Here is a 19,372-nt window from a genome sequence, read left to right on the forward strand (position 1 = left end):
TCGCGGTGCTTGCTTCCTATGTATAGTGCATAGGTGGGGTCGCGCAGGATTGCGCGACCGTGAGTGTGTGTTTTGACGCGTCTTGCCGTTTGATGAAGTCAAACCGCGAAACGCTGTGGGAGTTTGAGTTTTGGCGCAGAAGCCGGAGCCGCGTTTCAAGATCGCGGCGGAAAACCGCAGAGCGCGGTATGAGTTTGAGATCGGCGACAAGCTTGAAGCGGGCCTGGTCCTCACCGGCACCGAGGTGAAATCCTTGCGCTCCGGCAAGGCGACGATCGCTGAAAGCTATGTCGGCGTGACCAAGGCCGGCGAAGTGCAGCTGATCAACGCCAATATCCCCGAATATCTGCAGGCCAATCGCTTCAACCATGAACCGAAGCGGCCGCGCACGCTGCTGCTCAAGCAGCGCGAGATCGCCAAGCTGGCGCAAGGCATCGAGCGCGAAGGCATGACCATCGTGCCGCTCAAGCTGTATTTCAACGAACGCGGTCGGGCCAAATTGGAAATCGCTCTGGGGCGCGGCAAGAAGCTGCACGACAAGCGGGAAACCGAGAAGCAACGCGACTGGGGCCGCGAAAAGGCCCGCCTGATGCGCGATCGCGGTTAAAGCGCTTCGCGGTTTGGTTCAAACGTCCAAGCACGCGCCTAAGCCAAGATTTTTGGTCAAGATTCACGGCAAACTGATTTGCACCGTTTTGGCCAGCGCATCGGCGGCTTCTAGGTCGGTGAGAATGCGCTTGCGGATGGGCGCGGTCATTTCCAACCGCGACAGCGCGCCGGGAATGTCTCTGGCGAAGCGCGGGAACTGCTGCGTCAGATGCGTCTGCCATTTGGCAACGAGACGCGCGTCCTGATTGTAGTTGGCCATGATGATGCGGGCGATGAGACCGAGCGGCGTGCGAACTGTTTGGGTCCGCGCGGTATAGCGCGCGGCGAGTTCGTCATTGTCGGTCATATAGGCGTTGAGGAAGAGGTAGAACTGCAGCCAGGTGGCGCTGTTCTCGGTGCTCGCCAGCACCTCGTCCAACAGGTTCTGGCTGATTTCGTGCTCGCCGCGCAGCGCATAAGCGCTCCCGAGCCGGGCCTTGATCTCGGTCGAGAAGGGATTGAGGGCCAGCGCGCGCCGGGCCGATACGAAAGCATCGGTGAAGCGCCGTTCATGGAAGCGGGTCAGGAAGAGGGCGAGATGGGCCCGTGCCGATTGCGGTGCGAGCTCCACCGCTTCGTTGGCGGCATTGGCGGCACGCGATAACGGTTCATCGCCATCGTTCCAATAGCCTTTGACGTAACCGTCGACGAGGAGGATCGCCAGCATTGAATGGCCGAGGCTGGATTTCGGTTCGGCTGCGACGGTGCGCTGCAGGCAGGCTTGCGCTGCGTCGAAAGAGGTCCGGGTCGGCGCGTTGAAATAGCGCGAACCATAGATCATGCATTCGAAGCCGATGGAGGCGGGCCCCAGATCCGGGGTCTGCCGGTAGCGGTCGGCGAAGATCACGCCATGGATGCGCCCGAGCGTGCTGGCGATGTCGCCGACGATCTTGATCCGATGGTCGGCGGTTAAATCGCTGGGAAGCTGGTCGTAGGCCTTGCTCCAGATGATCTGGTTGTCGCTGGCGCGGACGAGGCGATAGGAAATGGTGTGCCGATCACCGGCTCGGCCAACGCCGCCCGCCAATACATATTCGGTGCCGGGCGCGGTGGTGGCATCGGGATCAACCTCGCGGACGCGGATCGTCTCGAAACGGCCGAGCCCTGCCGCGATTTCGCGGGCGAGCGCGCCGGCCTGGAATGGCGATATGTCACTTTCAGGTGGCAGTTCCAGTCGCGTGACGGCAATCGAGGGCGGCGAAGCCCAGACCGGGCTGAAGGCCGTGGACGGTCCGTCGGAGAAGGACGGTTGGGCCACCCAATAGGCGAGACCGGCCATCGCCAGAAACAGCGCGGCGACGGTCGCACCGGCCAAAAACCAGGGTACTTTCGAATTGCTGGCGACAGATTTTCTTGTCTCAGGGGCATCTTCGGCGATCGGCGCACCCGCCGGAGCATTTGTGCGTTCAATAAATTCAGGGACATAGCTGCCACGATTGACGCGGATTTCGATCGGGTCATCGGTGCCGGGGCCGGCATAATAGGTGGCGAGTTGCTTGCGCAGTCGGGTGGCTTCGACGCGAACGACGGAATTGGTCTGCGGGTCGAATTTTTCGCCGCGGGAGAACACGCTGAGGGCGACATTGTAGCCTTTCAGCCGGCTGCCGCGATCGGCCAATGTTTCGGTGACGATATAGCGCAAAAAGGCTGACAGCCGATCCGACGTCGCGAACGTCTGATCCTGCAAAATCTTTTCAAGACAATGCATTACTGTGTCTGCACACAGTGTCTTGGATGTTTCCAAACCCATTCCCTGATTGTTATATTTATTGTTATGCTTATGCTCGTTGTCGGGCAGAAGTGGCGCGTCTCCTACAAGCATCTGACTCGTGACCGTGCGTTTATAGTTCGTTGCAGCATTCTCTGCAAAATTTTTCTTAATTGCTTTCTCCTCCGCAGACGAGAGGAAGCAAGATGAAATCGCTTCATAGTGATGATGACGGATAGCGTGGTGTGTCTTGTGGCCTGCGGCAGAGACGAGGCAGCGGATTTACATTTCCAGAAGCCATCCCAATTGAATATGTACGCATTTGTCATTGTTATGGCCCCATTTATTACTGGATCTGGGGCGTGGATACTTGTCTGAAGGCTGGGTGTAGGGGCGATGATGTAGGTGCGCCGCCGGGAAGGGGGCAGGCGATGGCCTCGCGATGGGACCCATTCGTTCGCCGATGCCGTCGGCGGTTATTGGCGGTAAGGCCCGCTGACGTGCTGCTCGAGTCGGGGAGGCGACGCTCTTCCCTCTTTCCCTATTGCCTCTTGCCCTCTCGGCGTTTTGGCGTCGACCGCGACCCTGCTCCCAACGAATAGGGTCTGAATTGCCGATTTCAGCAGTCTCAATTGTGGCCGTCATGGGTGCCGAAACGCTTTTCGGCCGCGAACGGCATTTCTTCGCTCGGTTGAGATATGAAATGGGAAAATATTATTATATATCAAATAATTAATTTGTTTTTGTGAGATTTTGAATCCGATTGGGTGAGTGGCGCCGCCATATGTTGCCATTGTCAATTGTGGCGAATTTGGTCCAGTTTTGGACGGTTCTAAGAGGCTGAAAATCAGCCTAACTGCCGTGCTTATCTATTTATAAATAAACAATTTTCACTGTTACAAACTAGTGCGCATGGCCTTGTAGCCTACAGCCGGCCGTCACAATCCCGTCAAAGTCTCCCTGGCTGCGACTCGATCCCTCACGGATCGGGCGGGGCGTGACTTGAATATGCCGAGGCCGACACAGGCGGGGGCGTGTCAGAGGAGAGCACTAGTGAAACACCTTAAGATGGTACTGGCGAGCAGCGCGGCAGGTCTCCTGTCCGTAGCCGCTGCCCAGGCGGCCGATTTGCCATCGCGCAAAGCCGCCCCTGTTGAATATGTCCGAGTTTGCGACACCTATGGCGCGGGCTTCTACTTCATTCCCGGCACCGACACCTGCTTGAAGGTTGGCGGCCGCGTTCGTGTCGACATGTGGTACACCCCGGCGAAGAACGCCGTTGCGCACCGCTCGACGGCGTCCGCCGCTGTTCCCGCCGGCACGTTCGTCAGCTCGAACGCTGTTGACCAGAACGGCTGGTACGCGCGCGGCATCGTCAGCATGGACGCTCGCACCCAGTCCGCTTGGGGCACCGTGCAGACCGTGTTCACCCTGCGTCTGGCAGCGACCTCCGGCCTGGCCAATACCCCCCCGGGCTACACCGGTGGCGTGTTCGCGGCTGGTATCGCTTCGAACGCGACGATTGAAGCGGCCTACATCCGCTTCGCCGGCTTCACCGTCGGTCAGGCTGCCTCGAACTTCACGTTCCTGCCGCCGTTCCAGTACCACACGATGTTCACCTCGGGCTTCCCGAACGGCATCCGTCAGCTCGCTTATACGGCGACCTTCGGTGGCGGTTTCTCGGCGACCATCGCCTTGGAAAACCGTGCTGAACTGACCAACTCGGCTTCCGTCAACACGCTTGCCGGCAACCCGTTCACCGCTACGGCGGCGACCGCTGGCCCGAACGCGCAGCGTCTGCCGGCCCTCGTTGGTAACCTCCGCGTCGACCAGTCGTGGGGTTCCGCGATGTTGTCCGCCGCGGTTCTGCAGAACAGCGGCACGTTCGGCAACGCGGCTCTCGCGGTTGTCGGCAATGCTGGCCCGGTGGCCCGCAGCACCGGTTGGGCTGTGAGCGGTGGTGTCCGCATCAACCTGCCGATGATCGCCCAAGGCGACAGCGTCCAGGCTTGGGTGTCTTACGGCGTCGGCGCGCTCGACTACGTGACCAACTCCGGCATCAACACGAACCCGCCGGTTTCGGGCAACTTCCTGGGCGGCTTCCTGCGTGCTGACCGCAACATGACCCTGTTCTGCGTGAACGCGGCCTGTACGGTTGGTGGTTCGGAGCAGACCAAGGCTTGGTCGGCTGCGGCGATCTTCACCCACTACTGGACCCCGTCGCTGCGTTCGAACCTGATCGGTTCTTATGCGCGCGTGACCCCGGGTTCGGTCACTCGCAACACGGCATGGGCCAACGGTGGTCTGTCGAACGCCTCCGTGTTCGGTGTCATGGGCAGCCTGATCTGGTCGCCGGTGCGTAACTTCGACATCGGTGTCGAGCTGACCTACGCCCGCCTGAACCAGAGCCTGCCGCTCTCGTTCCCGGTTGGTCTCGGTACCCTGGCTTCGGTCAGCCCGAACAACTGGACGGGTCGTGTTCGCGTCGAGCGCACGTTCTAATCAAGCCAGGTTTCGGCCGGGGGGCGCAATACCCCGGCCGGAACGGCCGCACCCTGTAAAACCCGGACAATCGGCACGATTGAAATTGGCCTCCGTTTCAATCCGCTCCCTCTGAGCAACAAATCCAGGATTACGGGAATCGGGCGGACTTCGGCCCCGGCGTCTAACGCCGGGGCTTTTTCATGGGGCAAGTGTACTTTGAGCCGGTATTTGGGAGCAGCTGCTCGGGAGCAGGCTTGTTCCCGTCGCATTCCTCTGGTTGAAATCGATCTGGTTTCGAGAGGGCCTGAAGCATGCGGTTCGCCGGAAGTTTTTCTATCGTTTCGGCATCCTTGCTGCTTGCACTGAGCGCACAGGCGGCAAGTCCGGAACCCCTACGTCCGCAATCGCCACGCAAGGCCACGGCTGCTGAAAAGGCGGGAAATTGCGATGCCTATGGGCCGGGCTTCGTGCGCCTTCAGGGCAGCGATACCTGCATCAAGGTGGGCGGTCGCGTCCGGGTTGAAACCTGGTATACGCCCGGCCAAAACGCTGTGACGCAGGGGACGACCACGGGCCGCTAGTCACGCCGGGTTCGACGGAAATACGGATTTTAGCGTTTGACGCAGCGGTCAAACGGCCAAGCCTTCAGCCGGGACGGCCCAGGTCATCCACAGGCAAATCGGCCGCGAATCCACTGAATCGCCGTAACATCCTGACTGGGACATGGCTGTTTTATGACGGCTGCGTTTTTGTCATCGACGCCAGAAAAAGGGTTCCTCCAAGCCCACCTGAGCGTCCGTCGCCTTGCGCAAAAGCTCAAGCAGGGCAGGGCTGAACGCCAAATTGTGACCTTCTCACAACACATTGCGGGAAACGACATGTTCCGCTGCCCGGAATGGCTCGTGTGGCGAAGTTGCCCCTTTTTGGTCACATTGCCCAGCCCATGTCACCGGCGTTGCACAAAGCCAAGGCTATAAGCTAGAGCTTGGCTGATAGCGTCGGAATCAGAGGCCGGCGCTTCGCATAAATGGAGGCTGAATAAATGACGTTTACCAAGAGCCTATTGCTCGGTTCTTCGGCGGCTTTGCTCGCCGTGGCCGGCGCCCAAGCGGCGGATCTCCCGTCGCGCAAGGCGGCTCCTGTCGAATATGTTCGCGTTTGCGATGCTTATGGCGCGGGCTTTTACTGGATCCCTGGCACCGACACCTGCTTGAAGGTCGGCGGTCGCGTCCGTGTTGATATGTGGTTTACCCCGTCGAAGAATGCGGTCTCCAGCCGCTCGACAGGTGGTGGCACCGGCACGTTCATCAGCTCGAACGCTGTTGATCAGACCGGCTGGTATGCCCGCGGCATCGTCAACATGGACGCCCGCACCCAGTCCGCTTGGGGCACCGTGCAGACCGTGTTCGCGCTGCGTCTGGCAGCGGCTTCCGGCCTCGGCAACACGGGTCCGGGCTATTCCGGCGGCGTGTTCGCGGCTGGTAACGCCAACTCGACGGCGATCGAAGCGGCCTATATCCGCTTCGCCGGCTTCACCGTTGGTCAGGCGGCCTCGAACTTCACGTTCCTGCCGGCCTTTCACTACGGTTCGACCTGGGCCTCGGGCTTCCCGAACGGCATCCGCCAGCTCGCCTATACGGCGACCTTCGGTGGCGGCTTCTCGGCGACCATCGCCCTCGAAAACCGGGGTGAGCTGACCAACTCGATGACCGCCAACACGCTCGGCGCCAACCCGTTCAGCGCCACCGGCGCCGTGACCGGTCCGGTTGCACAGCGTCTGCCGGCGCTCGTCGCCAACCTGCGTATCGATCAGGGCTGGGGTTCGGCCATGATCTCGGGCGCCGTGCTCGAGAACACCGCGACCTTCGGCAATGCAGCGCTTGCGGTTGTCGGCAACGCTGGTCCGCAGGTCCGTCGTACGGGCTGGGCGGTCAGCGGTGGCGTTAAGGTCAACCTGCCGATGCTCGCCGCTGGCGACAGCGTCCAGGTGTGGGCTGCCTACGGTGTCGGCGCGCTCGACTATGTCTCGTCGGCTGGCGTGAACTCCAATACGTCGATCTCCGCCAACTATCTCGGCGGCTTCCTGCGTATGGATCGCAACATGACGCTGTTCTGCGTCAATGCGGCCTGCACGATTGGTGGTTCGGAGCAGACCCGGGCGTTCAACGTGACGGGTATCTTCACCCATTACTGGAGCCCGTCGCTGCGTTCGAACTTGATCGGCACTTACACGCAGATCGATCCGGGCAGCGTCACCAAGAACACCGCCTGGTCGCAGGGTGGTCTGTCCAAGGCCAACGTGTGGGGCGTCATGGGCAGCCTGATCTGGTCGCCGGTGCGTAACTTCGACATCGGTGTCGAACTGTCCTACGCCCGCCTGAACCAGAACCTGCCGTTGTCGGTTCCGGCTGGCCTTGGCGTTCTCGCCAACGTCAACCCGAACAACTGGTCGGGTCGTATGCGCGTCGAGCGCACGTTCTAATCTAATCTAAGCTAAGGTTCCGGCCGGGAGGCGCAATATCCCGGCCGGAACGACCGCACCCTCGCAACCTGGGCGGTTCGATTGAAAACCTCCGTTTCAATCCGCTCCCTCTGAGCAGCAGTTCCGGGACAGTGGGGATTGAGGGCCTAGAGCCTCGGCGTCTAACGCCGGGGCTTTTTTTATGTCGACTACCGCCATGCTTTGTCGCCGCCGCCGCTAGACGCCAGCGGCTGTTCAACTTTCTGTGTCTGCTAGTCTCCGGCTTCTTCTTCGCTGCCGCGACACCCGGCTCCGCCATTGGCGCGATGTATTATCCCGTGGCCGCCACGGACCGCCTTTTGCCGCCTTTTTACTAGGTCACTGCAGACTATCGGCTTCAATTTGTCGCCGTAGAAATACGAGTGCGTCAATCGAGCGAGGCTAGGGGATAGTATTCGTATGTATATTTTTTATTTTAAAAGTAATTTTTAGTATATATAAGTATACACTAGGCTGAATGTGTCTATAAAGTCACATTTTTGAATAATCAGCGTCCGTAATGCGGCTAAATACATGCGAATGCTCGTCGGATGACACGATTCGGCTATAATGGGGCCGATCGGAATCGCGGGGGTCTAAAGTGAGTTCAGGTCCTGGGAAGCGGGCCCGCCGATCTTAAAGGTTCCGACCGCTTCCTGTAGTGGCTTTGAAATCAGTATTTTAGAATTTTGTACGGAGAGAAACGAATGACGCTCACCAAGAGCCTTCTGTTCGGAACGTCGGCGGCTCTGCTCGCTGCGGCCGGCGCACAGGCCGCAGATTTGCCATCGCGCAAATCCGCCCCTGTCGAATATGTGAGGGTCTGCGACGCCTACGGCGCAGGCTTCTATTGGATTCCGGGCACCGACACCTGCTTGAAGGTCGGCGGCCGTATCCGTGTTGATATGTGGTACACCCCGGCGAAGAATGCGGTCTCCAGCCGCTCGACCGGTGGTGGCGCCGGCACGTTCATCAGCTCGAACGGGGTTGATCAGAACGGCTGGTACGCACGCGGCGTCGTCAACATGGACGCGCGCACCCAGTCCGCCTGGGGCACCGTGCAGACCGTCTTCGCTCTGCGTCTGGCGGCAGCGTCCGGCCTCGCCAACAGCCCTCCGGGCTATTCGGGCGGCGTGTTCTCGGCCGGCAATGCCAACTCAGCGACGATTGAAGCGGCCTACATCCGCTTCGCCGGCTTCACGGTTGGTCAAGCGGCTTCGAACTTCGTCTTCCTGCCGGGCTATATCTATCACTCGCCCATGTACGGCGGCTTCCCGAACGGCATCCGCCAGCTCGCTTATACAGCGACCTTCGGTGGCGGCTTCTCGGCGACTATCGCCCTGGAAAACCGCGGTGAGCTGAATCTGTCCACCACGGCCAACACACTCGGCGCCAATCCGTTCTCGCCGACGGCGGCGACGGCTGGCCCGAACGCGCAGCGGCTGCCGGCTCTCGTCGGTAACGTTCGTGTCGACCAGTCGTGGGGCACCGTCATGGTGTCGGGCGTCGTGATGCAGAACAACGCGACCTTCGGCAATCCGGCGCTCGCGGTGGTCGGCAATGCAGGACCGTCGCTTAATCGCACCGGCTGGGGCGTGAGCGGTAACGTCCGCATCAATCTGCCGATGCTCGCCCAAGGCGACCACATCATGGCGACGGTTGCCTATGGTGTTGGCACGCTCGACTACATCACCGGCATCGGCGCCAACGCCAACTTCCTCAACACGGGCAGCTGGCTTGGTGGCTATCTGCGCGTCGATCGCAATCTGACACTGTATTGCGTGAACGCGGCTTGTACGGTTGGTGGCTCAGAGCAGACCAAAGCGTTCAACGTGACCGGCATGTTCACGCACTACTGGACACCGTCACTGCGGTCGGTCTTCGTGGTGGCGTATACGCAGATCACGCCGGGCAGCGTCACCCAGAACACTTCGTGGGCCAATGGTGGTCTGTCGAAGGCCAATCTGTGGCAGGCCGCTGGCCAGCTCGTCTGGTCGCCGGTGCGCAACTTCGACATCGGTGTCGAACTCTCCTACGCCCGCCTGCAGCAGTCGCTGCCGCTGTCGGTTCCGGTTGGCCTAGGCACGCTCGCCAACGTCAACCCGAGCAACTGGACGGGTCGCGTTCGCGTCGAGCGTTCGTTCTAATCGATCGAGTTTCGGCCGGGATCCGCAATATCCCGGCCGAATGGCCGCGCCTCTGATACCTGGGCATCGGTGAGATTGAAATCGACCTCCATTTCAGTCCGCTCCCTCTGAGCAACAGATCCGGGACATGGGGAAGTGGGCTAAACCTTAAGCCCCGGCGTCAGGCGCCGGGGCTTTTTCGCGCCTTGTGGTCCGTGCCGGTCGCCGCCGCGCGGCATTTCGGTGGCATTTGTGTGGCTATCTGACCACACCCCCCGGCGAAGTTTGCGCGGAATGCGAACAAATCCGCTCTGCTACAAAACTTTCACAAAACCGTTGTGTGGGCCGCTTACCCGCGCCTGGTGCAGGAGAGAAGTCCGCGGAGCCGGAGCCTCCTGCGCTTAGTTCCACTCTGGAGGTTTTGTAATGACATTCACCAAGAGCCTATTGCTCGGTTCAGCGGCGGCCCTGCTCGCCGTGGCCGGTGCGCAGGCAGCGGATCTGCCCTCGCGCAAGGCGGCTCCTGTCGAATACGTGCGGGTTTGCGACGCTTATGGCGCAGGCTTCTATTGGATTCCCGGCACCGACACCTGCTTGAAGGTCGGCGGCCGCGTCCGCGTTGACATGTGGTACACCCCGGCGAAGAACGCCGTTGCGCATCGCTCGACCGGCACCGCCGGCACGTTCATCAGCTCGAACGGCGTCGATCAGAACGGCTGGTACGCTCGCGGCATCGTGCAGATGGATGCCCGCACCCAGTCCGCTTGGGGCACCGTGCAGACGGTCATGAGCCTGCGTCTCCATGCCGGCAGCGGCCTGTCGAACGGCAACTACACCACCGGCAGCTTTGCTGGCGGCAATGCCAACTCCACCACTCTCGAAGCGGCCTATATCCGTTTCGCTGGTTTCACCATCGGTCAGGCGTCGTCGAACTTCACCTTCCTGCCGTCGTGGAACTACCACTCGCTGTTCAACTCGTCGTTCCCGAGCGGCATCCGTCAGCTCGCTTACACGGCGACCTTCGGTGGCGGTTTCTCGGCGACGATCGCGCTTGAAAACCGTGGCGACTTGCCGATGTCGATGGCTGCCAACACGCTCGCCGCCAATCCGTTCACCGCCACGGCGGCGACGGCTGGTCCGATCGCGCAGCGCCTGCCGGCGCTCGTTGCCAACCTGCGCGTCGACCAATCGTGGGGTTCCGCGATGCTGTCGGGTGTCGTGCTCGAGAATACCGCGACTTTCGGCAACGCCAATCTTGCGGTTGTCGGCAATGCCGGTCCGCTCGTGCGTAACACCGGCTGGGCTGTCAGCGGTGGCGTGAAGATCAACCTGCCGATGATCGCCGCTGGCGACAGCGTCCAGGTGTGGGCTGGCTACGGCGTCGGCGCACTCGATTACGTCGTCGGCAACGGCATCAACGCCGGCGCCACCTCGACCACGGGTAACTTCCTCGGCGGCTTCCTGCGTGCCGACCGTAACGTCACGCTGTTCTGCGTGAACGCGGCCTGCACCATCGGTGGTTCGGAACAGACCCGCGCCTTCTCGGTGGCTGGTATCCTGACCCACTACTGGACCCCGTCGCTGCGTTCGAACCTGTTGGCTTCGTATGCGCGCATCACCCCGGGTTCGACGACACGCAACACCGCTTGGGCCAATGGCGGTCTGTCGAACGCCACCGCGTGGAACGTCATGGGCGACATCATCTGGTCGCCGGTGCGTAACTTCGACATCGGTGTCGAACTGTCCTACGCCCGCATGAACCAGAGCCTGCCGCTCTCGGCTCCGGCCGGTCTCGGCACGCTGGCTTCGGTCAGCCCGAGCAACTGGACGGGTCGTGTTCGCGTCGAGCGCACGTTCTAATCAAAGGTTTCGGCCGGGAGACGCAATCTCCCGGCCGGGACGACCGCGCCTCGTGACACCCGGGCATCCGGTGAGATTGAAATTGGCCTCCGTTTCAATCCGCTCCCTCTGAGCAACAGATTCGGGATTATGGGGAATCGGGCGGACCTTGAGCCCCGGCGTTGGCCGGGGCTTTTTCATATATGCTGCCCATTGAGCCAAGCTTGTTTTGGAACACAGTGGGTCGTGCATGAAGAACGTGCTGTTCGTTTGCAGCCAAAACCGATTACGAAGTCCGACCGCCGAGCAGGTGTTTGCCACCTACCCAAATATCGAGGTCGCTTCAGCCGGTACGAACAATGATGCTGAGACCCCTTTGGACGCCGAACTGGTGCGCTGGGCCGACATCATCTTTGTCATGGAGAAGGCCCATCGGGGCAAGCTCCAGCGTCGTTTTAAATCCGACTTACGGGCTCGTCTCATCTGCTTGGATATACCCGACGAGTACGACTACATGGATCCGCGGCTGATCGAGATCCTGAAGACGAAGGTGCCCCGGTTTTTGCCTGCTGCCTCCTAAAGGAGACAGGCGCGGGAAGTCGTGCCTGTCAGGGCAGGGCAGCGCGGACGGCGGCGAAGACCTGTTGGAACATCTTTGGCGTCAGCACACCGGTGTTCGTGTTGTAGCGGGAGCAATGATAGCTGTCGTAGAGGCGCACGCTGCGGCCGTTCGCCAGTTGCAGCGCATGTTGCGCGCCATGGCCGAAGGGATGTGACGCGAGCTTGGCGCCCACGGTCCGCAGCAGGCTCTCATGGGCGATCCGCCCGAGGGCGACGATGGCTTCGAGACGCGGATTGTCGGCGAGGGTGGCGTTGAGAAAGGGCCGGCAGGTGTTGATCTCGGCCGGGGTCGGCTTGTTCTGCGGCGGCACGCAGCGCACCGCATTGGTGATCCGGCAATCGATCAGTTTCAGGCTGTCGTCGGGGCTTTGCTCGTAGATGCCTTTGGCGAAGCCGTAGTCGAGCAAAGTGGCGTAGAGCAGATCGCCAGCATAGTCGCCGGTGAACGGTCGGCCCGTGCGGTTGGCGCCGCGCAGCCCGGGCGCCAGGCCAATGATCAGCAAGCGCGCGTCGGCGGGGCCAAAGCTCGGCACCGGCGCATTGTGCCACAGCGGTTCTTTCGCCCGCGCTTCAAGGCGAAACTCCATCAGTCGGGGGCAGAGCGGACAATCCCGCCCGGGCCCGGCGCTGAGGGCTGTCGCTTTCGCAGCTTTGGCCATCGGCGAGGCGATCAGCTGTCGGGGTCGTCCAGAGGATGGCTGGCAGGGCCAACGGGCATCGGCCGCCGCTCACCAACGGGGCGCTGCGGGCGCTCGGTCTGCTCGCGGCCGACCTTCTGGATGAGCGAGATGAGATCGACGAATTCGTCGGCCTGGCGGCGCAGTTCGTCCGCCACCATGGGCGGGTGGGTGGTGACAGTGGAGACCACCGAGACGCGCACACCGCGGCGCTGTACGGCTTCGACCAGCGAGCGGAAATCGCCATCGCCAGAAAACAGGATCATGTGATCGATGAAGCCGGCCATTTCCATGGCGTCGACTGCGAGCTCGATGTCCATATTGCCCTTGACCTTGCGGCGGCCGAGGGAATCGACGAATTCCTTCGTCGGCTTGGTGACCACCGAAAAGCCGTTGTAGTCGAGCCAATCGATCAGCGGGCGAATCGAGGAGTATTCTTGATCTTCGACCAGCGCCGTATAGTAGAAGGCCCGGATCAGGCGGCCTCGCGTCTGGAATTCTTTCAGCAACTTTTTGTAATCGATGTCGAAGCCGAGCGTTTTCGCGGTCGCATAAAGATTGGCGCCATCAATAAATAGTGCAATCCGTTCGTCGTTTGCCATTGTAGGATGCCCGCATTTCCCGGAATAAGAAAACAGTCGCCGTCAGATAAAAAACTTAAACAGACGAATTGCGTCTGGAAATATTCCCAGCCAACATAAAATATGCGGCCTCACTGGCTACATACGCGACATTCGCGGCAATATTTTGTGTCGTCTTTGGAAAGTCTACGCCGCAGCCGCTCTTCCCATACCTATTTGCCGGCACGCCGTAAATTCGTATGTTATTGGCAGCGCGGGTAAATTTACAACCGACTCCGATGGGCAAGATAGTTGTCGCCATGATTACTGCAAGTGAAAATTGGTGACTTTGGTCAAATTTGCGCAGACTTTTCCGGATAGTAGGGATCTCTTCAGGGTTGCTTTCGCAGCGCCCACCGTGTACCCGGACAAGAATCTCAGCATTTTTTGGCATTCTTTTGCCCGTTTGGAGGCTCCATGGCCCGCGTCACCGTCGAAGATTGTATCGACAAGGTAGAAAACCGCTTTGATCTGGTGCTCGTCGCCAGCCATCGCGCTCGTATGATTGCGTCCGGCCAGCCGATCACCATTGATCGCGACCGTGACAAAAACCCGGTCGTGGCGCTGCGCGAGATCGCCGACGGCACCTTGCAGCCCGAGGATCTCAGGGAAGATCTGATTCACTCGCTGCAGAAGCACGTCGAAGTCGACGAGCCGGAGGCCGAGGTCGTGCCGGCGCTGGCGCCGGCTGGCGAGCAGAGCGATGGGTCCGGCGACGTTCAGTTCGATCGCATGACCGAAGAAGACCTGCTGCGGGGCCTCGAAGGCCTGGTGCCCCCGGCCGAAACCGAAGAAGACGCTGAATAAGCGTTTTTTCATCGGCTTACGCGCCGCCAAGGCAGTGTTTGGCTTGCCAGTGTCGGCAAATGCCCCGATATGTGATCCAGGCGCGCCCGTGAGCGCGCCTGAGCGTTGGCACGACACAAATGATGAGGCAATACGAGCTCGTCGACCGGGTGCGGAAGTACAATCCGCAGGCCGACGAGGATCTGCTTAACAGAGCTTACGTCTATGCGATGAAGGCGCATGGAGCGCAGAAGCGCGCGTCGGGCGACCCCTATTTTTCGCATCCGCTCGAAGTTGCCGCCATCCTCACCGGCCTGCGCCTGGACGATGCCACCATCGTCGCCGCGGTCTTGCACGACACGATCGAAGACACGGCCTCGACGCGCGAAGAGATCGATCAACTCTTCGGCGAGGAGATTGGCCGGCTTGTCGAAGGCCTGACCAAGCTGAAGCGGCTCGATCTGGTTTCCAAACAGGCCGAGCAGGCGGAAAATTTCCGCCGCATGCTGTTGGCGGTCGCCGACGACATCCGCGTGCTGTTGGTGAAGCTCGCCGACCGCCTGCACAATATGCGCACCCTGCAATATGTGCCGCCCGAGAAGCGTCGGCGCATCGCCCAGGAGACGCTCGACATCTATGCGCCGCTCGCCGGCCGCATGGGTATGCAGGCGATGCGTGACGAACTGGAGAACCTGTCGTTTCGCACGTTGATGCCGGACGCAGCCGTCATGATCGACGAGCGGTTGGACGTGTTGCGGCGTTCCAACGGTGAGCTGATCAAGCGCATTGAAAAGGAATTGTCCGACGCGTTGAGCGATCGTGGCATCACCACGGACGTGAAGGGACGCGAGAAGACGCCCTATTCGATCTGGCGCAAGATGGAACGCAAGTCGATCGGCTTCGAGCAGCTGTCGGATATTTTTGGCTTCCGCGTCATCGCGCCGACGATCGAGGATTGCTATCGCGTGGTCGGTGTCGTCCACACGCGTTGGCCGAACGTGCCGGGTCGGTTCAAGGACTATATCTCGACCCCGAAGCAGAACGACTATCGTTCCATCCACACCACCGTGGTCGGTCCCGGCAGCCAGCGCGTCGAGCTGCAGGTGCGCACGCGCGAGATGAACGAAGTCGCGGATAACGGCATTGCCGCCCATGCGCTCTATAAGGACGGCCATACGGTCGATACCGAGCGGCTGTCGAGTGAAAGCCGTGCTTATGCGTGGCTGCGGCGCACCATCGACGCGCTCAACCAGGGCGATACGCCGGAAGACTTTCTCGAGCACACCAAGCTCGAATTGTTCCACGACCAGGTGTTCTGTTTCTCGCCGAAGGGCCGGCTGATCGCGCTGCCGCGTGGCGCGACGCCGATCGACTTCGCTTATGCGGTGCATACCGACGTCGGCAATCACGCGGTCGGCGCGCGCATCAACGGCCATATCGCGCCACTGCTGTCGGAACTGCAGAACGGCGACGAAGTGCAGATCGTGACGGCGGAAGGCCAGACGCCGCCGCCGGCTTGGGAATCCCTCGTCGTCACCGGCAAGGCGCGCGCCGCCATTCGTCGCGCCACGCGCGATGCGGTGCGTGAGCAGTATTCAGGCCTCGGCCGCCAGATCGTCACGCGCGCTTTCGAGCGCAGCGGCAAGACCTATTCCGACGATCGGCTCAAGACGGCGCTGCCGCGGCTGGCGCGCCAGAGCGTTGAAGATGTGCTGGCGGCGGTGGGTCGTGGCGAAATGTATTCGGGCGATGTGGTGAAGGCGATCTATCCCGATGTCGCCCTCGACCGTCCGGTGGCGCGCACCGCCAAGTCAGCCAAAGGCAAGAAGACAGCGAATGGGACAGCGCCGGGCACCTTGGCCGCCGACCAGGGGACGGGCATTCCGATCCGTGGCCTGCGCGGCGATCTGCCGGTGAGCTTCGCGCCCAACGGCGGCGCGGTCCCCGGCGATCGCATCGTCGGCATCCTGACGCCAGGCGAGGGGGTCGTCATCTATCCGATCCAGTCGCCGGCACTGACGCAGTTCGACGACCAGCCGGAACGTTGGCTCGACGTGCGCTGGGACGTGGAGAGCGCGTCGGGCAGTCTGTTTCCCGTGCGCCTCCTTATTTCTGTCATCAACGAACCGGGCGCGCTCGGTAATGTCGCCACAGTCATTGGCGAAACTGGCGCCAATATCGACTCCGTTGATATCGCCAAGCATTCCGACGATGTCCGCGATTTGATGCTGGATATTGAAGTGCACGATTTGAAACATCTCAACGCACTGATCGCGCAGTTGAAGGCGCAGAACGTCGTCTCGCGCGTTGAGCGGGTGAATGGCTGATGAGCGCCGCCGAAGAAGAAGCGGCGGCGCCAGCGCCCTCGCGCGCAACCTATCGGCGTGTTCTCTTTTTCGTGACCCATTACTGGCTGCGTTGGCCAGGCCTTCTGGCTGGCATCCTCGCGGCGCGTATTGGCTCGACGCTGATTGACGTCAGCATTCCGCTGGCGTCTGGCCATCTGATCGATGCCATCGCCTCTGGATCGCGCGACAATCCAGCGCCCGTCGTGCGGGCGCTGGCGATTTTCATTGGCCTTGGCGCGCTGTTCGCGTTGTCGCGCCAGATTGTCGGCTTCCTGCTCAATCGCCTCAGCGCGCGCTCGATTACCGCAATTGGCCGCGATGCCTTCGCCAAGGTGCAGCGCTTTTCGTCGGAATGGCACGCCAATTCTTTCGCCGGCTCGACCGTGCGCAAGATCACGCGTGGCATGAGCGCCTATGACACATTCACCGACACGATCATCTTCGGCCTGCTGCCGGCGCTCATCGTCATGCTCGGCGTCAGCGCCATCTTCGCCTGGCGCTGGCCGATCCTCGGTCTCATCGTTGCTGCGTCCATCGTCATCTTTCTGACGGTGGTCATCTCGATTTCGGTCATCTATGTGCAGCCGGCCAATGTCGCGGCGCGCGAATGGGATTCGCGCATGAGCGGCACTCTGGCGGATTCGATCACGTCCAATCCGGCGGTGAAGACCTTCGCCGCCGAGGAGCGTGAAGACAAGCTCTTCGCCGATGTCGCCGGCAATTGGGAATGGCGGGCGATCCGCTCGTGGGACCGTGGCGTCCTCAGCGGCATGGTGCAGTCGGTTCTGCTGGTGTTCTTGCAGATCGCCATGCTCAGCACCGGCCTGAAATTGTGGATCGATGGCCAGGCGACGCCAGGCGACATCACGACGCTGATCACTACGCAGATCCTTCTCAACGGCTATCTGCGCGACATCGGCCAGCATGTGCGCACCATCCAACGCAACGTCAACGATATGGATGACGTGCTGGAGTTTCGCGAGACGGACGTGCAAATCGCCGACCGGCCTGGCGCCAAGCCGCTCGCCATCACGCGCGGCAAGGTCGAGTTCGATCATGTCACCTTTGCTTATGCAGGGGCGGGGCGGGCGCTGTTTCGCGACCTGTCGGTGGTCATCGAGCCGGGGCAACGGGTCGGCCTTGTCGGCCATTCGGGCGCGGGCAAGTCGACCTTCGTCAAGCTGGTGCAGCGGCTCTACGATCTGCAGAGTGGCCATATCCGCATCGATGGCCAGGACGTTGCCGAGGTGACGCAGGACTCGCTGCGGCGCGGTATCGGTCTGGTGCCGCAAGAGCCGATGTTGTTCCACCGCTCGCTGGCGATGAACATCGCCTATGGCCAGCCGCAGGCGAGTCAGAACGAAATTGAACAGGCGGCCAAGCTTGCCCATGTGGACCGTTTCGTCGGCGGTCTGCCGAAGGGCTATGAAACCCTGGTTGGCGAGCGCGGCATCAAACTGTCCGGCGGCGAACGCCAGCGGGTCGCCATCGCCCGCGCCATTCTGGCGGCGACGCCCGTGCTCATTCTCGACGAGGCGACATCGAGCCTGGATTCGGTGTCCGAGCTTTATATCCGCGACGCTATCGAAAAGCTGTCGAAGGGCCGCACCACATTGGTCATTGCCCACCGGCTGTCGACCATTCAGAGCATGGACCGCATTCTGGTTTTCGACGACGGTAAAATCGTGGAAGATGGCACCCATACGGAATTGATGGGGCGACACGACGGCATCTATCGGCAATTGCTTGAGACGCAGATGCGCTCGGGCGAGATCGCGGCGGCCGCGGAATAGAGCTAGCAGACGAGGAATTGTGTGATGGGGCAGTTACGCCTGGGGGTGAACATCGATCACGTGGCGACGGTGCGTAACGCCCGGGGCGGGACGCTGCCCGATCCGGTGCGCGCCGCGCTGATTGCCATCGCCGCTGGCGCCGATGGCATCACGGCGCATTTGCGTGAGGATCGGCGCCACATCCGCGACGAGGATATGGCGCGGCTGAAGCGCGAAATCTCCAAGCCGCTCAATTTCGAAATGGCGGCGACCGACGACATGGTCGCCATTGCGCTTAGTACACGGCCGCACGCCTCTTGCCTGGTGCCGGAGAAGCGCAGCGAACGGACGACCGAAGGCGGTCTCGATGTGGTCGGCGGCCACGATCATCTGAAGATCGTCACGACGGAGTTGAAGCGTGCCGGCATCCGGGTGTCGCTGTTCATCGAGCCATCGCGCGATGCGCTTGAAGCCTCGCATTCGATCGGCGCCCCGGTGGTCGAACTGCACACGGGCGCCTGGTGCGATGCGTTGGCCCATGGCGAGACGCAGCGCGCCGCTATGGAGTTCGAGCGCCTTCGCACGGCAGCGGCCCTGACCAAGGAGCTCGGCATCGAATGCCACGCGGGTCACGGGCTCGATTTCGACACCGCGCGCACGATTGCGGCGCTGCCCGAGATCGTCGAGCTCAATATCGGCCATTTCCTCATCGGCGAGGCGATCTTCATCGGTCTTCCGGCCGCCATCGCGCAGATGCGCAAGGCGATGCAGGAAGGCCGGGCGCGTCTAGCGCCAGGCGAGCCCCAAAATGGGGGCCAGACATGATCATCGGGATCGGCTCAGACCTGGTCGACATCCGGCGGATCGAGGAAACACTGGAACGGTTTGGCGACCGCTTCACCCGGCGCTGTTTCACCGACATCGAGCAGGCGCGCTCCGACCGCCGTGCCGCCCGCGCCGCCTCCTATGCCAAACGTTTCGCGGCCAAGGAGGCCTGCGCCAAGGCCCTGGGCACGGGCATCCGCATGGGGGTAGCCTGGCGCGACATGGGCGTGGTCAACATGCCCGGCGGCCGGCCGACCATGGCGCTGGCTGGCAAGGCCGCGCTGCGGCTGGAAGAATTGACGCCGATCGGACAGACGGCGCTGATCCACGTCACCATCACCGACGATTATCCTTATGCTCAAGCTTTCGTGGTGATCGAGGCCTTCCGTCCCTGAGAATCACCTGCCGGTTCAAGGGG

Annotated in this window: 16 protein-coding genes; 13 read left to right on the forward strand and 3 right to left on the reverse strand. The window is 61.5% G+C overall.

The annotated features are described in order from the left end of the window. Positions 1–130: 130 nt before the first annotated feature. Positions 131–607: an SsrA-binding protein SmpB gene (gene smpB, locus BLW50_RS04350; protein ID WP_090697980.1), complete on the forward strand. Its 477-nt coding sequence runs from the start codon at positions 131–133 to the stop codon at positions 605–607. 63 nt (positions 608–670) lie between these two features. Here the strand turns inward: smpB and BLW50_RS04355 are convergent, their stop codons facing one another. After that, the gene (locus tag BLW50_RS04355; protein WP_090697984.1) at positions 671–2,356 is read right to left on the reverse strand and encodes a hypothetical protein; all 1,686 of its coding nucleotides are present in this window, start codon (positions 2,354–2,356) and stop codon (positions 671–673) included. A 245-nt stretch (positions 2,357–2,601) separates the two neighbouring features. Here BLW50_RS04355 and BLW50_RS30220 point away from each other — a divergent pair, with 245 nt between their 5' ends. From BLW50_RS30220 to BLW50_RS04385, 7 genes are all read left to right on the forward strand, one after another. Then, a complete protein-coding gene (locus BLW50_RS30220; RefSeq protein WP_139267461.1) occupies positions 2,602–2,958 on the forward strand; it encodes a porin in 357 nt (118 codons plus the stop codon). A 451-nt stretch (positions 2,959–3,409) separates the two neighbouring features. Beyond that, a complete protein-coding gene (locus BLW50_RS04360) occupies positions 3,410–4,858 on the forward strand; it encodes a porin (protein ID WP_170849978.1) in 1,449 nt (482 codons plus the stop codon). 293 nt (positions 4,859–5,151) lie between these two features. After that, positions 5,152–5,421, forward strand: a complete 270-nt coding sequence (locus BLW50_RS04365; RefSeq protein WP_090697991.1) for a porin — start codon at positions 5,152–5,154, stop codon at positions 5,419–5,421. 461 nt (positions 5,422–5,882) lie between these two features. Then, positions 5,883–7,322 (forward strand): porin, encoded by a 1,440-nt coding sequence (locus tag BLW50_RS04370; RefSeq protein WP_090697995.1) that lies wholly within the window; start codon positions 5,883–5,885, stop codon positions 7,320–7,322. 725 nt (positions 7,323–8,047) lie between these two features. After that, complete coding sequence (locus tag BLW50_RS04375; RefSeq protein ID WP_090697998.1) at positions 8,048–9,487, forward strand: porin; 1,440 nt, start codon at positions 8,048–8,050, stop codon at positions 9,485–9,487. Positions 9,488–9,892: 405 nt separating this feature from the next. Further along, positions 9,893–11,326, forward strand: a complete 1,434-nt coding sequence (locus BLW50_RS04380) for a porin (protein WP_090698001.1) — start codon at positions 9,893–9,895, stop codon at positions 11,324–11,326. 229 nt (positions 11,327–11,555) lie between these two features. Beyond that, complete coding sequence (locus tag BLW50_RS04385; protein ID WP_090698005.1) at positions 11,556–11,885, forward strand: low molecular weight protein tyrosine phosphatase family protein; 330 nt, start codon at positions 11,556–11,558, stop codon at positions 11,883–11,885. A gap of 28 nt (positions 11,886–11,913) precedes the next feature. Here the strand turns inward: BLW50_RS04385 and BLW50_RS04390 are convergent, their stop codons facing one another. After that, a complete protein-coding gene (locus BLW50_RS04390) occupies positions 11,914–12,585 on the reverse strand; it encodes a uracil-DNA glycosylase (RefSeq protein WP_090698008.1) in 672 nt (223 codons plus the stop codon). A gap of 11 nt (positions 12,586–12,596) precedes the next feature. Continuing rightward, positions 12,597–13,205 carry a LabA-like NYN domain-containing protein gene (locus BLW50_RS04395; protein WP_090698010.1) on the reverse strand — a complete coding sequence of 203 codons (609 nt, stop codon included), beginning with the start codon at positions 13,203–13,205 and terminating at the stop codon, positions 12,597–12,599. A 435-nt stretch (positions 13,206–13,640) separates the two neighbouring features. Here BLW50_RS04395 and rpoZ point away from each other — a divergent pair, with 435 nt between their 5' ends. From rpoZ to acpS, 5 genes are all read left to right on the forward strand, one after another. Further along, positions 13,641–14,030 (forward strand): DNA-directed RNA polymerase subunit omega, encoded by a 390-nt coding sequence (gene rpoZ, locus BLW50_RS04400; protein WP_090698014.1) that lies wholly within the window; start codon positions 13,641–13,643, stop codon positions 14,028–14,030. 119 nt (positions 14,031–14,149) lie between these two features. Beyond that, positions 14,150–16,336, forward strand: a complete 2,187-nt coding sequence (locus BLW50_RS04405; RefSeq protein WP_090698018.1) for a RelA/SpoT family protein — start codon at positions 14,150–14,152, stop codon at positions 16,334–16,336. After that, positions 16,336–18,150 carry an ABC transporter ATP-binding protein gene (locus tag BLW50_RS04410; RefSeq protein WP_090698022.1) on the forward strand — a complete coding sequence of 605 codons (1,815 nt, stop codon included), beginning with the start codon at positions 16,336–16,338 and terminating at the stop codon, positions 18,148–18,150. Before BLW50_RS04405 ends, BLW50_RS04410 begins: the two co-directional genes overlap by 1 nt. Before the next feature lie 24 nt (positions 18,151–18,174). Then, positions 18,175–18,954 (forward strand): pyridoxine 5'-phosphate synthase, encoded by a 780-nt coding sequence (locus BLW50_RS04415; protein WP_090698025.1) that lies wholly within the window; start codon positions 18,175–18,177, stop codon positions 18,952–18,954. Next, on the forward strand, positions 18,951–19,349 hold the full coding sequence (gene acpS, locus BLW50_RS04420) for a holo-ACP synthase (protein WP_090698029.1): 399 nt from the start codon (positions 18,951–18,953) through the stop codon (positions 19,347–19,349). The genes BLW50_RS04415 and acpS overlap by 4 nt, the downstream gene beginning before the upstream one ends. Positions 19,350–19,372: the final 23 nt, after the last annotated feature.

This window comes from Beijerinckia sp. 28-YEA-48, assembly GCF_900104955.1.
In the GTDB taxonomy this organism is placed as follows: domain Bacteria; phylum Pseudomonadota; class Alphaproteobacteria; order Rhizobiales; family Beijerinckiaceae; genus Terripilifer.

Coding starts and splice junctions, on each gene's coding strand:
- BLW50_RS04375 (WP_090697998.1), top strand. CDS start 8,048: ATGACGCTCACCAAGAGCCTTCTGTTCGGAACGTCGGCGGCTCTGCTC.
- BLW50_RS04395 (WP_090698010.1), bottom strand. CDS start 13,205: ATGGCAAACGACGAACGGATTGCACTATTTATTGATGGCGCCAATCTT.
- BLW50_RS04390 (WP_090698008.1), bottom strand. CDS start 12,585: ATGGCCAAAGCTGCGAAAGCGACAGCCCTCAGCGCCGGGCCCGGGCGG.
- BLW50_RS04405 (WP_090698018.1), top strand. CDS start 14,150: ATGATGAGGCAATACGAGCTCGTCGACCGGGTGCGGAAGTACAATCCG.
- BLW50_RS04415 (WP_090698025.1), top strand. CDS start 18,175: ATGGGGCAGTTACGCCTGGGGGTGAACATCGATCACGTGGCGACGGTG.
- BLW50_RS04380 (WP_090698001.1), top strand. CDS start 9,893: ATGACATTCACCAAGAGCCTATTGCTCGGTTCAGCGGCGGCCCTGCTC.
- BLW50_RS04410 (WP_090698022.1), top strand. CDS start 16,336: ATGAGCGCCGCCGAAGAAGAAGCGGCGGCGCCAGCGCCCTCGCGCGCA.
- rpoZ (WP_090698014.1), top strand. CDS start 13,641: ATGGCCCGCGTCACCGTCGAAGATTGTATCGACAAGGTAGAAAACCGC.
- acpS (WP_090698029.1), top strand. CDS start 18,951: ATGATCATCGGGATCGGCTCAGACCTGGTCGACATCCGGCGGATCGAG.
- BLW50_RS04355 (WP_090697984.1), bottom strand. CDS start 2,356: ATGCATTGTCTTGAAAAGATTTTGCAGGATCAGACGTTCGCGACGTCG.
- BLW50_RS04365 (WP_090697991.1), top strand. CDS start 5,152: ATGCGGTTCGCCGGAAGTTTTTCTATCGTTTCGGCATCCTTGCTGCTT.
- BLW50_RS04385 (WP_090698005.1), top strand. CDS start 11,556: ATGAAGAACGTGCTGTTCGTTTGCAGCCAAAACCGATTACGAAGTCCG.
- BLW50_RS04370 (WP_090697995.1), top strand. CDS start 5,883: ATGACGTTTACCAAGAGCCTATTGCTCGGTTCTTCGGCGGCTTTGCTC.